The sequence below is a fragment of the Oleisolibacter albus genome (assembly GCF_003336875.1).
GTDB lineage: Bacteria > Pseudomonadota > Alphaproteobacteria > Azospirillales > Azospirillaceae > Niveispirillum > Niveispirillum album.
Genome location: NZ_QGNJ01000008.1, coordinates 118352 through 140307, shown reverse-complemented (window position 1 = coordinate 140307; position 21956 = coordinate 118352). Strand labels below are relative to the sequence as shown.

Annotated in this window: 14 protein-coding genes; 8 read left to right on the top strand and 6 right to left on the bottom strand. The window is 68.0% G+C overall.

Annotated features, from left to right (window positions below; translation table 11 throughout):
* Positions 1 to 3: 3 nt before the first annotated feature.
* Together glgB and treS are read right to left on the bottom strand one after the other, a co-directional pair.
* Positions 4 to 2211, bottom strand: a complete 2208-nt coding sequence (gene glgB / locus DK368_RS12665) for a 1,4-alpha-glucan branching protein GlgB (RefSeq protein ID WP_114394321.1) — start codon at positions 2209 to 2211, stop codon at positions 4 to 6.
* Between the two features lie 118 nt (positions 2212 to 2329).
* Positions 2330 to 5671 (bottom strand): maltose alpha-D-glucosyltransferase, encoded by a 3342-nt coding sequence (treS, locus tag DK368_RS12660; RefSeq protein WP_114394320.1) that lies wholly within the window; start codon positions 5669 to 5671, stop codon positions 2330 to 2332.
* Positions 5672 to 5832: 161 nt separating this feature from the next.
* On the opposite strand from treS, the gene DK368_RS12655 reads away from it, so the two are divergent.
* Positions 5833 to 6837: a glycosyl transferase gene (locus DK368_RS12655; protein ID WP_193552289.1), complete on the top strand. Its 1005-nt coding sequence runs from the start codon at positions 5833 to 5835 to the stop codon at positions 6835 to 6837.
* Here DK368_RS12655 and DK368_RS12650 read toward each other — a convergent pair.
* From DK368_RS12650 to DK368_RS12640, 3 genes are all read right to left on the bottom strand, one after another.
* Positions 6760 to 7413: an outer membrane protein gene (locus DK368_RS12650; RefSeq protein WP_114394319.1), complete on the bottom strand. Its 654-nt coding sequence runs from the start codon at positions 7411 to 7413 to the stop codon at positions 6760 to 6762. The two genes, DK368_RS12655 and DK368_RS12650, sit on opposite strands and share 78 nt — an antisense overlap.
* A 265-nt stretch (positions 7414 to 7678) precedes the next feature.
* A complete protein-coding gene (locus DK368_RS12645) occupies positions 7679 to 11062 on the bottom strand; it encodes a maltotransferase domain-containing protein (protein WP_114394318.1) in 3384 nt (1127 codons plus the stop codon).
* Positions 11063 to 11211: 149 nt separating this feature from the next.
* A complete protein-coding gene (locus tag DK368_RS12640) occupies positions 11212 to 12540 on the bottom strand; it encodes a hypothetical protein (RefSeq protein ID WP_155524570.1) in 1329 nt (442 codons plus the stop codon).
* Positions 12541 to 13083: 543 nt separating this feature from the next.
* On the opposite strand from DK368_RS12640, the gene DK368_RS12635 reads away from it, so the two are divergent.
* Positions 13084 to 13554: a hypothetical protein gene (locus DK368_RS12635; protein ID WP_114394316.1), complete on the top strand. Its 471-nt coding sequence runs from the start codon at positions 13084 to 13086 to the stop codon at positions 13552 to 13554.
* A 30-nt stretch (positions 13555 to 13584) separates the two neighbouring features.
* On the opposite strand, the gene DK368_RS12630 is transcribed toward DK368_RS12635, so the two are convergent.
* A complete protein-coding gene (locus DK368_RS12630) occupies positions 13585 to 14727 on the bottom strand; it encodes a trans-sulfuration enzyme family protein (protein WP_114394315.1) in 1143 nt (380 codons plus the stop codon).
* A 380-nt stretch (positions 14728 to 15107) separates the two neighbouring features.
* On the opposite strand from DK368_RS12630, the gene DK368_RS12625 reads away from it, so the two are divergent.
* Genes DK368_RS12625 through DK368_RS12600 form a run of 6 tightly spaced genes read left to right on the top strand, consistent with a single transcriptional unit; the run spans position 15108 to position 21876 of the window.
* Positions 15108 to 16223, top strand: a complete 1116-nt coding sequence (locus tag DK368_RS12625) for an NAD-dependent epimerase/dehydratase family protein (protein WP_114394314.1) — start codon at positions 15108 to 15110, stop codon at positions 16221 to 16223.
* Positions 16220 to 17338 (top strand): NAD-dependent epimerase/dehydratase family protein, encoded by a 1119-nt coding sequence (locus tag DK368_RS12620; protein ID WP_114394313.1) that lies wholly within the window; start codon positions 16220 to 16222, stop codon positions 17336 to 17338. Before DK368_RS12625 ends, DK368_RS12620 begins: the two co-directional genes overlap by 4 nt.
* 7 nt (positions 17339 to 17345) lie before the next feature.
* The gene (locus DK368_RS12615; RefSeq protein WP_205028208.1) at positions 17346 to 18482 is read left to right on the top strand and encodes a glycosyltransferase family 4 protein; all 1137 of its coding nucleotides are present in this window, start codon (positions 17346 to 17348) and stop codon (positions 18480 to 18482) included.
* Positions 18483 to 18515: 33 nt separating this feature from the next.
* Positions 18516 to 19640, top strand: coding sequence for a CgeB family protein (locus DK368_RS12610; protein WP_114394312.1), 1125 nt, complete (start codon positions 18516 to 18518; stop codon positions 19638 to 19640).
* Between the two features lie 2 nt (positions 19641 to 19642).
* On the top strand, positions 19643 to 20746 hold the full coding sequence (locus tag DK368_RS12605; RefSeq protein ID WP_114394311.1) for a glycosyltransferase family protein: 1104 nt from the start codon (positions 19643 to 19645) through the stop codon (positions 20744 to 20746).
* Positions 20743 to 21876 carry a CgeB family protein gene (locus DK368_RS12600; RefSeq protein WP_114394310.1) on the top strand — a complete coding sequence of 378 codons (1134 nt, stop codon included), beginning with the start codon at positions 20743 to 20745 and terminating at the stop codon, positions 21874 to 21876. The genes DK368_RS12605 and DK368_RS12600 overlap by 4 nt, the downstream gene beginning before the upstream one ends.
* Positions 21877 to 21956: the final 80 nt, after the last annotated feature.

Below are 21956 nucleotides of genomic sequence, written 5' to 3'. Positions count from 1 at the left end.
GGTCTATCCTTCCCGCTGCAACACCAGGGTCCCCAGGGGCGGCAGCGTCAGCGACAGGCTGTTGGGCCGGCCGTGGGAGGGGATATCCTCGCTGTCCAGCCCGCCGCCATTGCCCACATTGGAGCCGCCATAGATCTCGGCATCGGTGTTGAGACGCTCCACATAATGCCCGGCCTCCGGCACGCCCAGCCGGTAGCCCTGACGTGGGATCGGGGTGAAGTTGCAGACGACGGTGACGCTGTTGCCGTGCCCGTCCAGCCGGCGATAGGCCAGGACCGAGTTCTCGTTGTCGCCGCCTTCCAGCCAGTCGAAGCCGGCGGGGTCGCAGTCGAGCCGGTGCAGCGCCGGCAGGCTGCGGTAGAGATGGTTGAGATCGCGGACCAGGGTGCGCAGCCCCTGATGCTCCGGCAGGTCCAGCAGGAACCAGTCCAGGCCGCGGTCATGACTCCATTCCCGCTCCTGTGCGAACTCTCCGCCCATGAACAGCAGCTTCTTGCCGGGATGGGTCCACATGAAGCCGTAATAGGCGCGCAGATTGGCGAATTTCTGCCAGCGGTCGCCGGGCATCTTGTTCAGCAGCGAGCCCTTGCCGTGGACGACCTCGTCATGGGACAGCGGCAGGATGAAGTTCTCGGTGAAGGCGTAGAGCAGGCCGAAGGTCAGATCGTGATGGTGCCAGCGCCGGTGGATGGGGTCCTGGGCCATGTATTGCAGCGTGTCATGCATCCAGCCCATGTTCCATTTGAAGCCGAAGCCCAACCCGCCGAGATAGACCGGCCGTGACACGCCGGGCCAGGCGGTGCTTTCCTCGGCCACGGTCATGCTGCCGGGATGGCGGCCATAGCTCAGCTCGTTCATGCGGCGCAGGACGTCGATGGCCTCCAGATTCTCCCGCCCGCCGAAGCGGTTGGGCACCCATTCCCCCGCCTTGCGGCTGTAATCCAGGTACAGCATGGAGGCGACCGCATCGACGCGCAGCCCGTCCAGATGGAAACGGTCGAGCCAGTAGAGCGCATTGCCCAGCAGGAAGTTGCGCACCTCCCGCCGGCCGTAATTATAGATCAGCGTGTTCCAGTCCTGGTGGAAGCCCTGGCGCGGGTCGGCATGTTCGTACAGGTGCGTTCCGTCGAACAGGCCCAGCCCGTGGGCATCGGTGGGGAAATGCCCCGGCACCCAGTCCAGCAGCAGGCCCATGCCTTCACGGTGGCAGGTCTCGACGAAATGCTTGAAATCCTCCGGGCTGCCGAAGCGGCTGGTGGGGGCGTAGAGGCCGATCGGCTGATAACCCCAGCTGCCGTCGAACGGATATTCGGTGATCGGCAGCATCTCGATATGGGTGAAGCCCATCTCCTTGATATAGGGCACCAGATCGTCGGCCAGTTCGCGGTAGGTCAGGTAGCGGTTGCCGTCACCCCGCTTCCACGAGCCCAGATGCACCTCGTAGATGCTGATCGGGCTTTCCCGGTCGTTGGCGCGGGCACGGGCATCCTGCCAGAGCTGGTCCTGCCAGTCCCAGCGCGGCAGCCCATGGACGACGCTGGCCGTGGCCGGCGGCTGTTCGGCCCGGAAGGCCAGCGGATCGGCCTTCCAGGGCAGCATTTCGCCCTGCGGCCCCTTGATCTCGAACTTGTAGCGGTCGCCGGCCCCCGCATGGGGCACGAAGACCTCCCACACGCCGATGCCGTGATGCAGGCGCATGGGCAGGCGCCGGCCGTCCCATGTGCAGAAGTCGCCGACCACGGCGACGCGGCGGGCGCTGGGGGCCCAGACGGCGAAAACGGTGCCGCGCACACCTTCATGCTCCACCACATGAGCGCCCAGCTTCTCCCAGATGCGCTCGTGCCTGCCCTCGCCCAGCAGATGGCGGTCCAACTCGCCCAGCCAGGGGCTGAAGCGATAGGCATCGTCAATCTCGACCGGGCCGGCGCCGAAATCGATGCGCAGACGATAGGGCCGCTGCCCGCCCCGCATCTCGGCCAGCCAGAAGCCGTCGTCATGCACCCGCACGGCCTCCCCCAGGATCTGGCCGTCGGCGGCAATAATCCACAGGCTGCGGGCGTCCGGGAACAGGGCGCGCACCTGCCAGGTGCCGTCCGGTCCGGGATGGGGGCCGAGGACGGAGAAGGGGTCGCCATGATCGGCGCGCAGCAGGGCCTCGATGGCGGCGTGGAAGGCACTGTCGATGCGGTCGGGCATGGGCAGGTCGGGCATGGTTCCCTCAACACGAAACTGTGGGCAATGCCCCTACAACAGACCGGCCTCCGCGATTTGCAGGGGCCGGTCCGGCGATGACAGCAATTTTCCGGCGCAAAAGGTTTAAGGCCCCGGGTCAGGTCTCCCCGGCAGGGGGTCCCGGCTGCAGACGGTCGAGAACGGCCAGGGCGCCCCGCACGGGAATCGGCAGCCACGCCGGGCGGTTCCCGGCCTCGTAGACGATCTCGTACAGGGCCTTCTCCAGTTCGAACAGGGCGATCAGCCGGTCTGCTTCGCCGGCGCCCGGCGGATGGGACGAGCAGTCGCCGATGCAGGTGCGGTAGCCGTCCAGGAAGGCGGCGCGGGTGAGCCGTTCCCAATCCTCGGTCAGCGGGCGCAACCGGTCCATGGCGTCGGCGTGGACCTGGGCGATCTGGCCCAGGGCTGACCAGGCGGCATAGTCGAAGCTGCGCAGCATGCCGGCCACGTCGCGCAACGGGGAGCCCTTGACCCTGCGTTGGGCCAGAGGCTTGGCGGGCTCGCCTTCGAAGTCGATGATGAACCAGTCGGTGGCCGAGCGCAGTACCTGTCCCAGATGGTAGTCGCCATGGATGCGGGTCTTGGTCACGTCCGGCCGGCCGCGGCACAGCTGGTCGATCCGCGCCAGCAGCTCTGGCTCGCGCTCCAGCAGCCGGCCCACCTCTGTCCGGGCCGCGTCGTCGAGCCGCTCACGACCCAGGCGCAGGGCCTGGATAGCCCGCTCACCCTGACGCCGTGCCCCCTCGCGCCACGCCGTCATGTCCGCATCGGTGACGGGTTCGGGATCGAAGGCGGGATCGCCGGTCACCGTGGCCAGGGCACAGTGCAGCTGTGCCGTCCGCTCGCCCAATGTGCGGGCCAGCGTGGTATAGAGGCCCCATTCCTCGCCGGCGCCCTCCGCTTCCACCGTTGGCGGAATGGTCTCCGCCGGCGTATCGGCCATCAGGCGCAGGCGGCGGTCGTCCAGCTCCCGGCTGAGATAGTCCAGGGTGAAGCGCCAGCCGTCACCCTGGTTGCGGACAAAACCCTGCAGCACGGCCAGGGCGGTGACACCGTGCTCCGATACATGCTCCACTGTGCCCAGCAGCGGCGGCGTATTGGCAAAGGGCACCTTCTCCGTCAGGAAACGGGCGATCTCCAGTTCGGGATGCACGCCCGGTTCCAGCCGGCGGTAGATCTTCAGGACCATGGCATCGCCCAACAGCACCGAGCTGTTGGACTGCTCCACGCCCAGCGTGCGCGTTTCCACCTCGCCCTCCGGCAGCGGCGTTGCGGCCAGCCGCTCGGTGGGACGGAACTGCATGGTGCCGGCGCTGGTGGGCATATCCAGGCCGCGGGCAATGCCGTCCACCATGGTGCGGGCGAAGGCCGGCGACTGCATGGCATCATAGGCGGCCCCCATGTGTGCGCCATGGCGCACCTTGGCCAGGGTATAGGGCAGCAGCGGCCAGCCTGGATTGCCGGCATTCTCCTCCCAGGACAGGGCCAGCGGCAGGAAATGGGGGACCGGCTCCGGTGCGTCGCTGTGGTGGACATCGATGCGGGCCAGCAGGAAGCCTTCGGCCGGGCCGGGGAGGATGGCGGATGCCACCATCTGCACGCCGGAGACCTGGGCGTTCTTGGCGGCGAACCAGCGCTGTTTCGGCACGAAGGCGGGCAGGGCCACCTCTGCCAGCTCACGTTGGCCGCGTGGGCCGATCACATCGCGCCAGCCGTCACGGGTGACCAGGGTGACCAGATCGGGCACAGGCTCCGGCGCCGGCTCGTGCCAGCTGGGCATGGCGCTCTCCCCGGTCAGCAGGAACCAGTAGAAGCCATAGGCCGGCAACGTCAGGAGATAGGGCAGGTCGCCGATAGGGGGGAAGGCGGAGCGGCCGATCATTTCCACCGGCACGCAGCCGCGATTGCCGCGCAGGTCCAGCTCGACAGCCTGCGCCGCCCGCGACAGGTTGGCGACGCAGAGGATGGTCTCTCCCTCATGCTCGCGCAGATAGGCCAGGACTTTGCGGTTGCCGGGATAGAGGAACTTCAGCGTGCCGCGGCCGAAGGCCTTGTGCTGCTGCCGCACGGCCACCAGACGGCGCATCCAGTTCAGCAGCGAGGTGGAACTGCGGGCCTGCGCCTCGACATTGACGGCCTGGAACCCGTAGATCGGGTCCATGATCGAAGGCAGATAGAGGCCTGCGGGGTCGGCCCGGCTGAATCCGCCATTACGGTCCGGCGACCATTGCATGGGTGTGCGCACACCGTCGCGGTCGCCCAGAAAGACATTGTCGCCCATGCCGATCTCGTCGCCGTAATAGATCACCGGCGTGCCGGGCATGGAAAACAGCATGCTGTTCAGAAGTTCGATCTTGCGCCGGTCATTGTCCATCAACGGGGCCAGCCGCCGCCGGATGCCCAGATTGATCCGGGCCCGGCGGTCGCCGGCGTAGAAGTTCCACATGTAGTCCCGTTCCTTGTCGGTCACCATTTCCAGCGTCAGCTCGTCATGGTTCCGCAGGAAGATGGCCCACTGGGCGTTGGCCGGGATCTCGGGCGTCTGCCGCATGATGTCGGTGACGGGATGCCGGTCCTCCATGGCCAATGCCATGTACATGCGCGGCATCAGCGGGAAGTGGAACGCCATGTGGCATTCGTCGCCCCCCACCTCGGGATTGCCGAAATAGGGCAGCACATCCTCCGGCCACTGGTTGGCCTCGGCCAGAAGCATGCGGTCGGTATAGCCGGCATCGACGTCGGCCCGGATCCTGCGCAGGATCTCGTGCGTCTCGGCCAGGTTCTCGCAGTTGGTGCCCTCGCGCTCGATCAGATAGGGCACGGCGTCCAGCCGCAGCCCGTCCACCCCCATATCCAGCCAGTAGCGCATGACGTTGGTCACTTCGCGCAGGACCTTGGGGTTGTCGAAATTCAGGTCAGGCTGGTGGCTGTAGAAACGATGCCAGAAATAGGCGTTGGCCTCGGCATCCCAGGTCCAGTTGGACTTCTCCGTGTCCAGGAAGATGATGCGGGTGCCCTGGTATTTCTGGTCTGTCCCCGACCAGACGTAATAGTTCCGGTGGGCATGGCCGGGCGGGGCGCGGCGTGCGCGCTGGAACCAGGGATGCTGATCGCTGGTATGGTTGACCACCAGTTCGGTGATGACGCGGATGCCGCGGGCATGGCATTCGCGGACGAAGGCGCGGAAATCCTTCAGCGAACCGTAGCGGGGATTGACGTCGCGGTAATCGGCGATGTCGTAGCCGTCGTCCCGCAACGGGCTGGGATAGAAAGGCAGCAGCCAGAGGGCCGAGACCCCCAGTTCCTGGATATAGTCCAGCTTTGCCGTCAGCCCGGCGAAATCGCCGATCCCGTCATTGTTGGCATCGAAGAAGGCTTTGACGTGCGTCTGATAGATGACGGCGTCCTTGTACCAGGTGCGGTCGTTCCGATCGATCATGATGGCCGTATGACATCCAGGGCGGGTCTCTTCTGAACACCGGTAACGCACTTTGGTTTCGGCGGGACCGGCTGTCGAGGCCGGGAGAGGGGATGGCCGGCTTGACCGGTCTCCATCCCGGCCATACAAGGTGCACGAACTCCCCCGTTGGATGTAGCCCGATGGCCCAAGAGCGCTTCATCATCGTCACCGGTGGCGACAGCCGGTACTATCCGCTGATGCGGGAGTTGGTGGAGTCCATCCGCACCTTTCCCCAGGGACGCCACTGTCCGATCGGCATCATCGATGCCGGCCTGACGGAGGAGCAGCGCGGTGTCTTGGCCGCCGAAGGCTGCCTGCTGGCCACGCCGGGCTGGGAATATGATCTCTCGACCATGCGGACCATGGGGCAGGATCATGTCCGGGCCGAGATCGCCAAGATCTTCCTGCCCCGCCATTTCCCCGGTTTCGGCTCGATCATCTGGATCGATGCCGACGCCTGGGTCCAGGACTGGGCAGCCATTGACCTGCTGTTGCAGGCGGCGGAGATGGGGCGGTTCGGCATCGTGGCCCAGACCGGACGGTTCCGGCCCACCGAAGTGACGGTGCGCTGGCTGTTCCATGATCTGGGACGCATCCGCTCGATCCTGGGCAAGGCGGCGCGCAAGACCAAGCTACCGGCCAAGGTCAAACAGGACCTGGCCCTGCGGCCGAACCTCAATGGCGGTGTGTTCTCGGCCCGCAGCGATGCGCCGCATTGGGCCGTGTTCCAGCGCCGCCATGCCGAGGTCATCCACCATTGCCGGCTGTTTTCCTCGGTCCAGCTGGCCTTCGCCCTCGGCATCTTCATCGACGGGATGCCGGTCGAACTGCTGCCGGAATGGTGCAATTACCTGGGGCCGTGGCGCTATGATCCCGCCGGGCCGAAGCCCTGGGTGGAGCATTACCTTCCGAACCGGCCCGTCGGCATCGTGCATATGGCGGGCGCCGATGCCATGCGCCGCGATCCGGATGTGCGCGAGCAATTCCTGGGCACGGACGGGAAGCTGCACTGGCTGACGCTGCGCTATCCCGTCTGGGCCAAGCGGCTGGCCGACGGTGCGCCGGACCTACTTGCCGCCGCCGCCGCCGAAGGTGAAGCGCAGCCCGGCCAGGGCGGACCAGGTCTGCAGGCTGTGGTCGACTGAGGTGCTGGGCAACAGGCTGAAATCGTCGGTGCGCTGATAGCGCCCGTCCGCGAAGAAGGACAGGCTGTCGCTGAACGGCACCGACAATCCGACGATGCCCTGATAGGCCACGGCATCGCCGCTGCGGGCGCTGAGCGAGGGGGCGCCGGTGGCGTCCGGCGCGATGCGGGCCATGCCCACGCCGAAGCCGACATAGGGGGTCAGCCAATCCGACACCCGCAGATCGATCATGGCGTTGGCCATCAGGCTGCGGGATGCCAGCGTGCCGTCGCTGCTGCCGAGATCCAGGGGCATCGAGCGGCTGCCATTGCGCTGCGCATATTCCAGCTCGACGCGCAGGCTCTCCAACGGCTGCCAGCCGACCGAACCCATGCTCGGTCCGCCACCGGTCAGGGCCATAGCCCCGGATACCGGCGGCAGGCCGATCCCGAACCCGTCGTCGATCGGACGGCCACTGAGACCCTGCACAGACACGTTCCCGGCCTTCCCGTCAGCCCCCCCCTCTTGCGCGAGGGCGGTGGCGGCAAGCATCAGCAGGGCGGCAAGGGCAAGGCCAGCGGTCGTAAACGTGTTCATCGCTCAAACTCCACGACCATACTCTAGCGAAGACCCCGCGCAGAGTCATGCGACCACGATTGGGAGGTAGCGACAGGGTCGCCGGGAACCAAGAAGGTGTGTCGCACAAGACACGTTTTCAGCCGGAAAAATGTAACATCCCTGGAGATGGCGGCCATTTGCATGGCCAGGACCCGTGACGAAAGCGGTAATCATAGTGCGGACGCAGTAAATATATCGTTTCGACCTTTTTCTCCTGCCGTTTTGTGCCGGCCACAGCGGTGATTCAGCCGGAACGCGGGGGCGTGATGCGCCAGAGGCCACAGGGATTCACCGCCGGGTCCAGCGTGATCTGCTGCCATTTGCCGTACCAGAACCAGCGGGCGCCGCTGAACAGATCCTCCACCTCGACCACACCGTCGTCGGGCAGGCCGAACTCCCAGACCGGCACTTCGATGGAGACCTGATGGACGGCCTGATCCGGGACCATGTTGACGGCGGTCAGGATCATCTCTCCCCCGGCCGGTGACATCTTGCCGTAATAGAGGACCTGGTCGTTGTAGGCGTTGTAGAAGCGGAGATTGGTCAGCTGCTGCAGGGCCGGGAAGCGCTGCCGGGCCAGGTTCAGCGTGCGGATGTAATCGCGGATATTCCGCGGAGTATTCCAGTCCAGCGCCCTGATCTCGTACTTCTCACTGTCGAGATATTCCTCCTTGCCGGGAACCGGCGTGCCATCGCACAGCTCGAACCCCGAATACATGCCCCAGACACTGGACAGGGTCGCCGCCAGGACGGCCCGCGCCTTGAACCAGGCGGGATTGCCGCTGTGGAGATAGGGCGGGTTGATGTCGGGCGTGTTCACGAAGAAATTGGGCCGGTAATACTCCCTGGCCGGCCCCTGGGTCAGTTCCACCAGATACTCCGTCATCTCCTGCTTGTGACGGCGCCAGGTGAAGTAGGTGTAGCTCTGGGTGAAGCCCGCCTTGGCCAGCCGCTTCATCATCTTGGGCCGGGTGAAGGCTTCGGCCAGGAAGATGGTATCGGGGTGCCGGTCCTGGACCTCGCGGATCATCCATTCCCAGAAGGGAAGGGGCTTGGTGTGGGGATTGTCCACGCGGAAGATCCGCACACCCTGCTCCACCCAGAACAGCACCACGTCCCGCAGGGTGAGCCACAAGGAAGGAAGGGCGTCGCGGTAGAAATGGACATTGACGATGTCCTCGTACTTTTTCGGCGGGTTCTCGGCATAGGCGATGGTGCCGTCCGGGCGCCAGTCGAACCAGTCCGGGTGCTGTCTGATCCAGGGGTGGTCGGGGCTGCACTGGATGGCGAAATCCAAGGCGATCTCCAGCCCGTGCCGGCGTGCCGCGGCCACCAGCCGCTGGAAATCCTCCAGCGTGCCGAGCTGGGGATGCACGGCATCGTGGCCGCCCTCATCCGATCCGATGGCATAGGGGCTGCCGGGATCGTCGGGGCCGGCAGTCAGGCTGTTGTTGCGGCCCTTGCGGTGGCTGCGGCCGATGGGATGGATGGGCGGGAAATACAGAACGTCGAACCCCATGTCCCGGACATAGGGCAGCTTGGCGATGACGTCGTCGAAGGTGCCATGGCGTCCGGGATCATCGCTCATGGAGCGGGGAAACAGCTCGTACCAGCTGCTGAAACGGGCGGCCGTCCGGTCCACCACCAGATCGAAGGTCCGCGACCAGGTGCGGTTGGTGCGCACGCCGAACCGGGCCATGTCCGCCGCCAGCGTTTCCGCCGTCAGCAGCGCATAGGCGCGGTCCTTGTCCCAGTCCGGTACGGCCCGCACATGGTCGAGATGGGCCGCCAGTGTGGTTCTGGCCCGTCCCTCGGCCTTGTCCACCGCCGTTTCCAGCAAGCGGCGGCCCTCCACCAGTTCCAGGGCGATGTCGCGACCGGCATCCCGCTTCTTGCCGATGCCGGAGCGCCAGCTGGCCCAGAGATCGCGCCACGCCTCGATCCGGTACTCCCACCGGGCATTGCGGTCCAGCGGCAGCCGGCCATGCCAGCGGTCATTGTCGATCAGCGCCATCGGCGCCTCGATCCAGCCCTCCTCCCCCTGGACCCGGGCCTGGACGCAGGCGGCGATCCGGTCATGACCGTCGCAGAAGATGTCGGCCCACACCTCCAGCAGGTCGCCGACCACCCGTTTGGCCGGGAAGCGTCCGGCATCGACAGCCGGGTAGACATCCTCGATGGCCACCCTGGACGCGGCCAGCGCGTGCAGGCGTTCCAGCGATTGCTCGTGGCTGGGCTCCCGCCGCGTCAGGCTGGTCTCTCCGCGCAGGACACGCAGTTCCAGCGGCTCCAGGGTCAGCGGCTGGCCGGGAACCAGGGCGGACGGGGTCTTGCCCGGCGTGACATCGCGGAAAGACAGTCCGCCTGCAGCAACGAGGAGGGGGGCGGGATCGACGGTCCGGCTGCGGGTTTCATCGGTGTTGACCAGCAGCAGTGCCGCGCCCCCGCCGGCCGGGTCGCGGCGCAGCAGGATGGTGATGCTGTTGCCGGGCGGGCTGAGCCGCGCCATCGGACCCTCGCCATTGAGGGCCGGGACCGCCGCCTTCATGGCGTTGACATCGGCGATGAAGCCGGACAGGTCCAGGCGGGGACGCGCGGCCTCGGCCTCCCAATCCTCCGGCCGGCTATCGACCACGTCCAGCTTGCGGGTGAAGCCGTACTCGAACCCGGCGGGGATCATCACCCCGCTGCTGATGGAGGCCGCCAGCAGGTAGCGCATCTTGGCGATGGCGGCCAGCCGGCGGGGATCGTCGCTCCCCACTTCCGCCGCCAGCCGCTCGGTATCATGACTTTCGGGGAAGGCGATGGAGGGGGCGATGGTGCGGAACAGGTTGTACTGGTCGATGAACCAGTCCTGCCTGAGGTCCCACCATTTCACGCTGTTGAAGATGTAGTCGAAGCCGGCATCGGCCAGATCCGTCACCTGATGCGGCGTGCAGCCCAGCGTTTCGGCGAAGAACTTCACCTCGGGATCGATGCTGCGCCCCGCCTCGATCAGGGCGCGCCAGACCCCCGCCGGCACCTGATAGGCCGCATCGCAGCGGAAGCCCTTGGCCCCCAGCTCGACCTGATGCCGGACCCAGTGGGCAAAGGTCCGGATCAGCCCCTCACGCGAGTCCGGACGATCATAGTCCAACTCGGCCAGGTCGCCCCAGACCGTGACATTGGCCGGATTGGTGGGATCGACGGCGCGGGGGCTGCGCAGTTCGCCGTCCGCCTCGCGCCGGAACCAGTCGGGATGCTCCTGCACCAGGACGGCATCCTTGGCGGTGTGGTTCACCACCAGATCCAGCATCACCGACAGGCCGTGTGCCGCGGCGTCGGCGTGGAACCGGCGCAGCAGCGAATCCGCATCCTCGTCCGTATCGCCCCGCACCCGGTCATGCAGGCGCCAATAATCCTTCACCGCATACAGGCTGCCGGAGAAGCCGGGATACTGGATCGGGTTCAGATAGATCCAGTCGAAGCCCATGCCGGCGATCCGCGGAAGATGCCGGGACCAGCCGCCGATGGGACCGAGCAGCAGGGGGAACAGGTTGTAGATGCGGGGACCCGGTCCCGGCGCCCCCTGCGGCGACGGCGCCGCGGCTTCGGGGGGGAAGGGGCGGGCGAGCGCGGCATCAGACATGGTCCGTCCCATGGACAGAAGGGGAAAGGAGCTTTGTCTCAACCCCTTGGACCGGCCCCCTGTTCCCCGCGCAGGCACGGAAAAGTCGCCCATTACGCAAACGGCCGGGCGTTGCCGCCCGGCCGTCGATCCTGCGATGGAACCGGCTGTTACTTGCCGGCGGGCTTGGCCGGCGCCTTGCCATCCTGGGCCTGACCCGGCTGGGCCAGAGGCTGCTTACCCTTTTCCTTCAGCACCTTGAGGATGCCCTGGCTGGCCGAGTCGGCCTTGGCCTTCTCCGCTTCCACCGTCTCATGCGTGAAGACGGTCAGCAGGCGGACTTCCTTGTCCTGGCCCGGCTGCTTGGGAATGGGGATGAACTGCAGGACCATGGAGACATAGATCTTGCCTTCCTTGGCCTCGCACTGGGCGGACACGTTGCGGACCTGATAGGCCGGCACCGTCTCGATCTGGCCCAGGGTCGGGGTGAAGGTGCCCTCGCAGCTGGCCTTCAGCTGATCCATGTATTTCTGGGTGACGGCGGCGAAATCGCCGGCCTCCTCGCCCACGGGGAAGCCGCGGACGGACCCCAGAACCTTGTCACCCAGCTGCCAGGCGTAATCACCCGGACGCTGCTGCGGCGGCAGCTTGTCGACGGGGATGGCCCGCGCATCCTGCAGACCGGCTTTGACCAGCATCTTGGCCAGATCCTCATCGATCACCGGGATCGGGGAGGGCGGCAGCTTCAGCGTGCCGGCCTTGGCCTGATCGACGCAGGTGGACAGATCGGACAGGGCCTTGGTGGTGCCCTTCAGCTGGAAGCTGGCGGTGTCGCCGGGCACTTCCACGATCAGCGCGCTGCCGTTGGACAGCGCCTTCAGCAGCTCGGCGTCATTGCCCAGGCCGATGGTGATGGCCTCGGGCTGGCTGACCACAGCCGGCTGTTCCCGTGTGATTTTGTTCTTGCCATCGACGGTCAGCTTGACCTTCAGCTGCCGGCCGGGTGGCATGCGGGCGCCAGGGACGCCCAGCACCATGTTGGTGTGCTTTTCCGGATTCTGCAGCAGCAGCAGGTGCAGGTTGTTGTCGAATTCGACACCGGCGGCACAGAGCTTGAAGCTGCCGTCGGTGAAGACCTGCGGACCCACCTGCCAGGCGCCCTTCGGTGCCGCGGGCTTGCCCGGCGCCTTCGGTGCGGCGGCCGGCTGGGCCGACGGCTGCTGCTGCGGCGCTGCCTGGGCCGGCTGCTGCGGAGCAGGTGCCGCGGTCGGGGCCTGCTGGGGCCGCGGGGCGATGGTGCCGGCGGCCGGCGATCCGGCCGGTCCGGTCTGCACCTGACCCGGCAGGATCAGCCCGCCACCCGCAGGGGCGGACGGCTGCTGCACGGTTCCGGCGGCACCGGTGTTGCTGGATGACTGGGCGGCGGCTTGCCCCGCCAGAGTGAACGCGGCACCGGCAAGCAGCAGGCGCACGAGCGGACGCGAAACGGACCGAACCACGGAAGTAGAATCCCCCTCTACACTGGCGAGGGGACCCTAGGCCCTTGCCGGGCGCCTTGCAAGGTCGATCCAAGGGACGGCTCAGGGAAACCTCATTTCCGCCGGCGGTTGCCGTCGAAAATTCACGAAACCGGACCCTGCAACCGGACAAGGGCGGGCCGGTGGCGGACAATGACAGGGGCGGCAACGAGGCTTCCGGGCGACCTCCCGCACGGGCGGGCGGCGAACCGGTATGGTCGCCGTCGATCCCGGTCAGGCCCGTGACTCCGTCCCGTCGATTCGCCGTTTGCACGGCCCGGACTCATCCTCTGGCCGGTGGAACCGGGGCTATGGCCGGCTGTTCAGCGCTGCTGCCATCCCCTTGTAATCCCCTGCATTTGGCCTGTCCGTGTGTCCATACCGGGAAAGGGAGCGGAGAATATTAAAATTTCTTTGAAAATCGGCGACGAAACGCTGAATCCACCGGAACGGCGCCGTTAGAACGGTAGTAACCCTTCGGGGGATAGAGTACAAAACTGTGCCCTCATGCTCCCCGGTTCGAAGATGCGCACGGCGATCCTGTTGTCGTTGTTTGTCATCCTGTCCGCCCCTGATTTCGCCCGCGATCCGTTGCCGGCGCAGGAGGTGGCGCGCTTCATCGCCGCGGCGGAGGAGATGGCGGCCCGGCCGGATCTGCCATCGATCCATGCTCCGGGACAGTTGCCGGCCCTGGCGGCGGCGGCGCCCGATGTTCTCGATCATCATGGTTTCAATGCCCAGCGCTGGCGTGTCATCGGACAGCGCATCCTGGCCGCGTATCAGATGGAACGGCGCGGCGGTGCGCCCCTGGATGCCGCCAAGGCGGCCACGAGGCTGGCCGCCGACCGCAGCCTGACACCGGAACAGCGCTCGGAGATGATGGCGCTGGTCCGGCTGCAACGGACCGATCTGGCCGTCCTGGCCGCGGAAACCGAGAAAGACCGCGCCGCGGTGGTGCCCTTCATGACCAAGCTGGACCTGCTGATGCAGCCGTGACGGCGCAGGCGATGCGCTCCGCGCGTGTTGCTAAGGCGCCAGGGCCTGTTCCAGATCGGCGATGAGGTCGGCGGCAGATTCGATGCCGCAGGACAGGCGCAGCAGGTCCGGTGGGCACGGGCTGTCCGGCCCCTCCACCGAGGCCCGGTGTTCCACCAGACTTTCAACCCCGCCCAGCGATGTGGCCCGGGTCCAGAGCTGCAATCGCGCCGCCGCCCGGACGGCGGCCGCTTCACCGCCGGCCACCCGCAGCGACAGCATGCCGCCGAAGCCGCCCCGCATCTGCCGGGCGGCGATGCCGTGGCCCGGATGATCCGGCAGACCGGGGTAGAGGATGCCGGCGCTGCGGGGATGGCCGTGGAAATGCTCGGCCACGGCCTGGGCGTTGGCACAGGCCTTGTCCACCCGCAGGGCCAGGGTCCGCATGCCGCGCAGCAGCAGCCAGGCTTCGAACGGGCCGGGAATGCCGCCCAGATCGCCGCGCACGCCGCGGATGCGCTGCCAGAACGCGTCCGGCGTCGCCACCGACAGCGTGCCCATCAACACGTCGCTGTGTCCGTTGAGATATTTGGTGGCGGCATGCATGACGATGTCGGCCCCGTGCTCGATGGGGCGGGTCAGCAGCGGCGTGGGCACCGTATTATCGACGACCAGCCGGGCGCCGGCCCGATGGGCGATGTCGGCGGCGGCGGCGAGGTCGGTGATGTCCCAGGTGGGATTGGCCGGCGTCTCCACCCAGACGATGCGCGTCCGGCCCGGCCGCACCGCGGCGGCGATGGCGTCGCTGTCGGTCATGTCCACCAGATCGAGGCCCAGGCCCCAGTGGGCGCAGAACTGCTTCAGCCAGCGGCGCAACGCCCAGTACATGACCTTGGGCGCCACTACATGGTCGCCCGGCTGCAGGGCCTGGAACACCGCCGTGGCCGCCGCCATGCCGGACCCGAACAGCAACGATTCCGCCGCCCCCTCGAGTTTCGACAGCAAGGCTTCGGGCGTGGCGAAGGTGGGGTTGGCCGGGCGGGCATAGACCAGCCCGGGATAGGTCAGGTCACCGCCGCGCAGGAACGTGGTCGCGGGATGGATGCCGGGCACCACCCCGTGGGTTTCCGCATCATGGCTGCCCAGCGCCCGGGCGAGCCAGGTTTCGGGTGACTGCCCCTGTTCCACGGTCATTAGCGGGCTTTCCCTGCGTTGCATATGGGCCGTCGGGTGTTCCACGGCCAAGGGGATCAACAGCAGCGCAGGCGGCCGGGCCGGCGCAAGTGTTTATCCGTCGCGCCTGTTCCGCCGCCGCGGCCGGACTGGTCCGCTCCGGCCCGTTGGGGGGCTACCCCTCTCCAAAAGGCCGGTTGTGAATAGATGATGAAGCTGTCCCGGAACCATCAGGGAGAGCCGACGTTTACGGGCGTACATACCTTTCGAAACGAAACATTGCCCGCCACCACCCTGACCTTGCCGTTTGCCCGCCTCCGCCGCGGGCCGGGCGAGCCAGTTGATCCACCGATCATCACGGCTTTTCTTGAAAACGGCCACGTCGGAGATCCGAGGAATACATGGCGAAGACGATCCTTATCACAGGTGGCGCCGGTTTCATTGGGTCGCATCTGGCCGATGATTTGTTGGCCGCCGGCCACACGGTGCGTGTTCTCGATTGCCTGTTGCCGCAGGTTCATCCCGAAGGCGGCCGCCCCGCCTATCTTGATCTCCGGGTGGAGCTGCAGGTGGGCGATGTGCGCGACCCGGCTGCCGTGGCGCGGGCGCTGCAGGGCGCCGATGTCGTCTATCACTTCGCCGCCATGGTCGGTGTCGGCCAGAGCATGTACCAGGTGGCCGACTATACCGGGGTCAACGACCTGGGGACGGCCGTGCTGCTGGAGGCGCTGATCAAGCGCCCGGTGGAACGTCTGGTGGTCGCCTCCAGCATGAGCATCTATGGCGAGGGGCTGTATCACGGGCCGGCCGGGGACAGCGTGCCCGCCGGCGAGCGCCCGCGCGACCGGCTGGAGCGCGGCGACTGGGAGATCCGCGCTGCGGACGGGCAGGCGCTCACCCCGGTGCCGACGCCGGAGGGCAAGCAGCCGGCGCTGGCTTCCATCTACGCGCTGAACAAATATGTGCAGGAGCGGCAATGCCTGCTGGTGGGGGCGGCCTACGGCATCCCGACCACCGCGCTGCGCTTCTTCAATGTCTATGGCCCGCGCCAGGCCCTGTCGAACCCCTATACCGGGGTCCTGGCCATCTTCGGGTCGCGGCTGCTGAACGGCAAGCGCCCGCTGGTGTTCGAGGATGGCCGCCAGATGCGCGACTTCGTGCATGTGAAGGACGTGACGCGCGCCTGCATGCTGGCGCTGGACAAGCCGGCTGCGGCCGGTGCGGCCATCAATGTGGGCAGCGGCCAGGCCATCGCCATCCGGGATCTTGGTGAGCGCATCGCCGCCACGGTCGGGCGCCCCGATCTGGGGCCGGAGATCACCGGCCGTTTCCGCGTCGGCGACATCCGCCATTGCTTCGCCGATATCGGCAAGGCGCAGGCACTGCTGGGCTATGCGCCGCAGATGGATCTGGATCGGGGACTGGCCGACCTGGCCGACTGGCTGTCCGGCCAGATCGCCATCGACCGCGTCGAGGAAGCGGCCAGGGAACTGGCCATGCGGGGGCTGACGGTATGAGTGTGGATGCGCAAGGGCGCGACCGCCCCGTGTTGATCACCGGCGGCGCCGGGTTCATCGGGACCAATCTGGCCGACCGCATCCTGCGCGACGGCGGGCGGGTCATCGTCTATGACAATCTCAGCCGAGCCGGTGTCGAGCGGAACCTGGAATGGCTGCGGCAGACCCATGGCGGCCGCGTCGAGATCGAGGTGGCCGACATCCGCGACGCGGCCCGGCTGACGGCGTCGGTGGTACGGGCGGGCGCCGTGTTCCACTTCGCGGCCCAGGTGGCTGTCACCACCAGCCTGACCGAGCCGCGGCACGATTTCGAGGTCAACGCCCTGGGCACCTTGAACCTGCTGGAGGCGGTCCGGGCCCAGCCCGCGCCGCCGCCACTGCTGTTCAGCTCCACCAACAAGGTCTATGGCGCCCTGTCGGATCTGGCGCTGGTGGAGGAGGCGGAGCGCTACCGCCCGCGCGACGTTGCCGATGCGGCCGGTGTGCGCGAGGAGCAGCCGCTGGATTTCCACAGCCCCTACGGCTGTTCCAAGGGGGCCGCTGACCAGTATGTCATCGACTATGCCCGCAGCTACGGCCTGCCCATGGCCGTGTTCCGCATGAGCTGCATCTACGGGCCGCACCAGTTCGGCACCGAGGATCAGGGCTGGGTCGCCCATTTCCTGCTGGCGGCCATGCAGGGCCGGACCATCACCCTGTACGGCACCGGCAAGCAGGTGCGCGACGTGCTGCATGTCAATGATCTGGTCGAGGCCTTCCTGCTGGCAGGACAGCACATGGACCGCATGGCCGGGCAGGCCGTCAATATCGGCGGCGGGGCGGAGAACGCGGTCAGCCTGCGGCAGGTGCTCAAGATCATCGGCCAGCTGGAAGGACATCCGGTGCCGGTCGCCTCTGGCCCCTGGCGCGGCGGCGACCAGCCCTGGTACGTGGCCGACAGTGCCCGGATGCGGCGGCTGACGGGCTGGCACCCGCGCATCGGTGCCGCCGAGGGCATCGAGCAGCTGCATTACTGGCTGAAGGCCAATGGCGGGTTGCCGGCGCCGTCGACCAGCGCCGGGCCCCCGTCCATGCACGGGCGGCCGCCGGTCCGGCCGATGACGGCGGCGGGGTGAGGCGGCCATGCCCGACGGACACGGGTTCGGGGGCGGCGCTCCGCCCGTCACCAAGGTGCTGATGACGGCAGACGGCCTGGGCGGGGTCTGGGACTATGCGCTGACCCTGGCCCGCATGCTGGGCCGGCACGGCATCCGGGTGACGCTGGCGGCCCTGGGCGGTCCGTTGGCCGGGGACCAGCGCGCCGCCGCCGCCGGGATCTTCGGGCTGAGTCTGGCGGAAAGCGACTGGGCGCTGGAGTGGATGCCCGGAAGCGGCGACCAGGTGGAGCGGTCCGGCCGGTGGCTGCTGGACCTGGAGCGGCGCCTTGCCCCGGATCTGGTACAGGTGAACGGCTACGCCCATGCGACCCTGCCGTTCCGGGCGCCGGTGTTGTGCGTGGCCCACAGTTGCGTGCGCTCCTGGTTCGCCGATGTGCTGGGCCGGCCGGCACCGGACGGTTACGACGGGTATGGCGATGCCGTCGGCCGCGGGCTTGCGGCGGCCGGGCTGGTGGTGGCGCCGTCGCGGGCCATGGCCGCGGCCCTGCGCCGCCATTACGGCACCGGGCGCGAGATCCTGGTGATCCCCAACGGTGTCGAGGCGGCGGCGGACCCGGCCCCGGGGCGGAAGGACGATCTGATCCTGTCCGTGGGCCGGGTCTGGGACGAAGCCAAGAACATCGCGGCGCTGGACGCCGTCGCCGACGGTCTGGGCAGCCCGGTGGCCGTGGCCGGCAACTGCTGCCATCCCGACGGCAGCGAGCGCCGTCCCTCGCGGGTGGCCATGCTGGGCCGGCTGCCACGCCGGGACCTGGCGGACTGGTATGCACGGGCGGCCGTCTTCTGCCTGCCGGCCCGTTACGAACCCTTCGGTCTGGCCGTGCTGGAGGCGGCCCAGGCGGGCTGTGCCCTGGTGCTGGGCGATATCCCGTCTCTGCGCGAAAATTGGAACGGTGCTGCCCGCTTCGTCCATCCCGACGACCGGGCCGGATTGAAGCGCACCCTGAATGGGCTGATGTCGGACCCGGCCCGCCGGGCCGATCTGGCCGAAGCGGCCCGCATCCGTGCCCGCCGCTTCAGCGCCGGTGCCATGACCGACGCCTATCTCGACGCCTATGCCCGGCTGGTGGCCGCCGGTTCGCGCCGGCTGGCGGCCGAGTGATCCCGCTCCCCGTCTGATCCTGGATCCCGCCCCATGCGCTTCGTCCTGTTCGTCCACTCGCTTCTGTCCGACTGGAATCACGGCAATGCCCATTTCCTGCGCGGGATCGCCACCGAATTGCAGGAACGCGGGCATGAGGTGCGCGCCTTCGAGCCGGCGCAGGGCTGGAGCCGGCGCAACCTGCTGGAAATGCACGGTGCCGAGGCCTGGACCGGGATCCGGGCGGCCTTTCCCGGCCTGTGCTCCGACGAATACGACCTCGGCACCCTGGACTTGGCAGCGGCCCTGGACGGGGCTGATGTGGTCATCGTCCATGAATGGAACGAGCCCGATCTGATCCGCCGGCTGGGCAGGGTGCGGGCGGCCGGCGGCGGGTTCAAGCTGCTGTTCCACGATACCCATCACCGCAGCGTCACCCAGCCGGCGGAGATGGCCCGCTATGACCTGTCGGCCTTCGACGGCGTGCTGGCCTTCGGGGAGGCCGTGCGCCAGCGCTACCTTGAACAGGGATGGGCGCGGCAGGTCTGGACTTGGCACGAAGCGGCGGATACCCGCCTGTTCAAGCCCCTGCCGGCGGTGGAGAAGACCGGCGATCTGGTCTGGATCGGCAATTGGGGCGATGACGAACGGACGGCCGAACTGCACGAATTCCTGCTGGGGCCGGTCGGGCAGCTGCGCCTCCGCGCCGATGTGCACGGCGTTCGCTACCCCGAGGAGGGGCGGCTGGCCCTGGCCGCGGCCGGCATCCGCTACCGGGGCTGGCTGCCCAACCACCAGGCGCCGGAGGTGTTCGCCCGCCACCGGCTGACGGTGCATGTGCCGCGCCGCCCCTATGTGCGGGCGCTGCCGGGCATTCCCACCATCCGCGTGTTCGAGGCGCTGGCCTGCGGCATTCCGCTGGTATCCGCACCCTGGGACGATGCCGAGGGGCTGTTCCGGGTCGGGCGCGATCTGCGCATGGTCCGGGATGGGGCCGGTATGCGGGCGGCGCTGAAGGACCTGCTGAATGACCCGGCTGCCGCGGCCGAGCAGGCAAGGGTAGGGCTGGAGACGGTGCGCAGCCGGCATACCTGTGCGCACCGTGTCGATGAATTGCTGGGAATCTGTGCCGCGCTGGGCGTTCCCGGCTCCTTCCTGTCGCTGGCGGAGGTGTCCTGACCATGGGCCTGTCCATTTCCTTCTATGGGTCAAGTCTGGTCTCAGCCTACTGGAACGGCGCCGCCACCTATTACCGCGGCATCGTCAAGAACCTGGCGGCGCGCGGACACCGCGTGACCTTCTTCGAGCCGGATGCCTATGAGCGGCAGAAGCACCGGGACATGGCCGATCCGCCGTGGGCCAGGGTCGTGGTGTACGCGGCCACGCCCGACGGCATGGCCGCCGCCGTCGAGCAGGGGTGCGGCGCCGACGTGCTGATCAAGGCCAGCGGCGTCGGCGTGTTCGATGCCGAGCTGGAGGCGGCAGTGCTCCAGGCCCGCCGACCGGGCGGCCTGGCCTTGTTCTGGGACGTGGATGCACCGGCCACGCTGGACCGGATGGACAGGGACCCGGCCGACAGTTTCCGGCCCCTTGTTCCACTGTATGATGCGGTGCTGACCTATGGCGGCGGCCAGCCCGTGGTGGATGCCTATGCCCGGTTCGGGGCCCGCCTGTGCCTGCCGGTCTACAATGCCGTCGATCCCGACACGCATCATCCCGTGCCGCCCGATCCACGCTTCGCCGGCGATCTGGGCTTCGTCGGCAACCGATTGCCCGACCGCGAGGCGCGGGTGGACGAATTCTTCCTGAAGGCGGCGGCGCTGCTGCCGGGGCGCCGCTGCCTGCTGGGCGGGTCCGGCTGGGCCGACAAGCCCTTGCCGGAGACGGTCCGGTCTCTCGGCCATGTCTACACGGCCGACCACAATGCCTTCAACGTTTCGGCCATGGCCGTGCTGAACATCAACCGCGACAGCATGGCCCAGTATGGTTTTTCCCCGCCCACCCGCGTGTTCGAGGCGGCGGGGGCCGGCGCCTGCCTGATCACCGACCGCTGGCCCGGCATTGAGCTGTTCCTGGAGCCGGGGCGCGAGGTGCTGGTGGCCGAGGACGGGTACGCCGTGGCGGCGCATGTGCGGGGGCTGACGCCGCAGACGGCCCGGGCCATCGGTGCCGCGGCCCGCCGCCGGGTGCTGGCGGATCACACCTATGCCCATCGCGCCGCCCAGGTCGATGCGCTGCTGACCGGGCGGGAGCCGGGCCGTTTCGCCGAAAGGATGTCCGCATGACCGCACCGCTCGACATCACCGTCCTGGGGCTTTCCATAACCTCGAGCTGGGGCAACGGCCATGCCACCACCTATCGCGGTCTGCTGCGGGAAATGGCGGCGCGGGGGCACCGCATCACCTTCCTGGAGCGGGATGTGCCCTGGTATGCCGGGGCGCACAGGGATTGCCCGGCCCCGCTGGGCGTGGACACCATTCTCTACGGCTCGCTGGAGGAGCTGTATGACCGCCATGCCGAGCGGGTGCGCCGGGCCGATGCCGTCATCGTCGGGTCCTATGTGCCGGACGGGGTCGCGGTCGGCGATTGGGTCCAGGCCACGGCCCGCGGCCTGACGGCCTTCTACGACATCGATACGCCGGTGACCCTGGCGGGTCTGGCCGGCGGCGGCACGGCCTATCTGGCCGCCCGGCAGATCCCCGGCTACGGCCTCTACCTCTCCTTCACCGGGGGGCCGACGCTGACGCGGCTGGAACGCGCCTTCGGTTCTCCCATGGCGCGGCCGCTCCATTGTTCCGCCGATCCGGCCAGCCACCGGCCCCAGCCGGCGGCGGAGCGCTGGGCGCTGGGCTATCTCGGCACCTACAGCAACGACCGCCAGCCCGTGCTGGACCGGCTGCTGCTGGGGGCGGCCCAAGCGCTGCCGGAGCAGCGCTTCGTCGTCGCCGGGCCGCAATATCCCGCCGACATCGCCTGGCCCGCCAATGTGGAGCGTATCGAGCATCTGCCGCCGCCGGCCCATCCCGGTTTCTACAGCGCCCAGCGCTTCACCCTGAACGTGACGCGGGCGGATATGGTGCGGGCGGGCTGGTCGCCCTCGGTGCGGCTGTTCGAGGCGGCAGCCTGCGGCGCGCCCATCATCAGCGATGCCTGGGACGGGCTGGACAGCCTGTTCCGGCCGGGGCGTGAGATCATCATCGCCCGTGACACGGCGGCGGTTCTGGACGCGCTGACCCGCCTGTCGGAGGCCGAGGTCCAGGCCCTGGGTAAGCGCGCCCGTACCCGGGTGCTGGCAGCACACACGGCGGCACACCGGGCCGGGGAGCTGGAAGCTCACCTGCGGACGGCCTTGCGGCTGCGCGGTGCCGGCGTCATTCCGGTGCCGCGGGCGGCAGCCGCGGGAGCGCGGGCCTGACCTGTACGCTTTTCCCCTCGCCGTCGGCGCGCGTCTTGCCTAAATAGGGCGCGTGACGACAGGACCGGTCATCAGCACCG

Coding starts and splice junctions, on each gene's coding strand:
- DK368_RS12655 (WP_193552289.1), top strand. CDS start 5,833: ATGGCCCAAGAGCGCTTCATCATCGTCACCGGTGGCGACAGCCGGTAC.
- DK368_RS12610 (WP_114394312.1), top strand. CDS start 18,516: ATGCGCTTCGTCCTGTTCGTCCACTCGCTTCTGTCCGACTGGAATCAC.
- glgB (WP_114394321.1), bottom strand. CDS start 2,211: ATGCCCGACCTGCCCATGCCCGACCGCATCGACAGTGCCTTCCACGCC.
- DK368_RS12650 (WP_114394319.1), bottom strand. CDS start 7,413: ATGAACACGTTTACGACCGCTGGCCTTGCCCTTGCCGCCCTGCTGATG.
- DK368_RS12635 (WP_114394316.1), top strand. CDS start 13,084: ATGCGCACGGCGATCCTGTTGTCGTTGTTTGTCATCCTGTCCGCCCCT.
- DK368_RS12645 (WP_114394318.1), bottom strand. CDS start 11,062: ATGTCTGATGCCGCGCTCGCCCGCCCCTTCCCCCCCGAAGCCGCGGCG.
- DK368_RS12615 (WP_205028208.1), top strand. CDS start 17,346: ATGCCCGACGGACACGGGTTCGGGGGCGGCGCTCCGCCCGTCACCAAG.
- DK368_RS12625 (WP_114394314.1), top strand. CDS start 15,108: ATGGCGAAGACGATCCTTATCACAGGTGGCGCCGGTTTCATTGGGTCG.
- DK368_RS12600 (WP_114394310.1), top strand. CDS start 20,743: ATGACCGCACCGCTCGACATCACCGTCCTGGGGCTTTCCATAACCTCG.
- DK368_RS12630 (WP_114394315.1), bottom strand. CDS start 14,727: ATGACCGTGGAACAGGGGCAGTCACCCGAAACCTGGCTCGCCCGGGCG.
- DK368_RS12605 (WP_114394311.1), top strand. CDS start 19,643: ATGGGCCTGTCCATTTCCTTCTATGGGTCAAGTCTGGTCTCAGCCTAC.
- treS (WP_114394320.1), bottom strand. CDS start 5,671: ATGATCGATCGGAACGACCGCACCTGGTACAAGGACGCCGTCATCTAT.
- DK368_RS12620 (WP_114394313.1), top strand. CDS start 16,220: ATGAGTGTGGATGCGCAAGGGCGCGACCGCCCCGTGTTGATCACCGGC.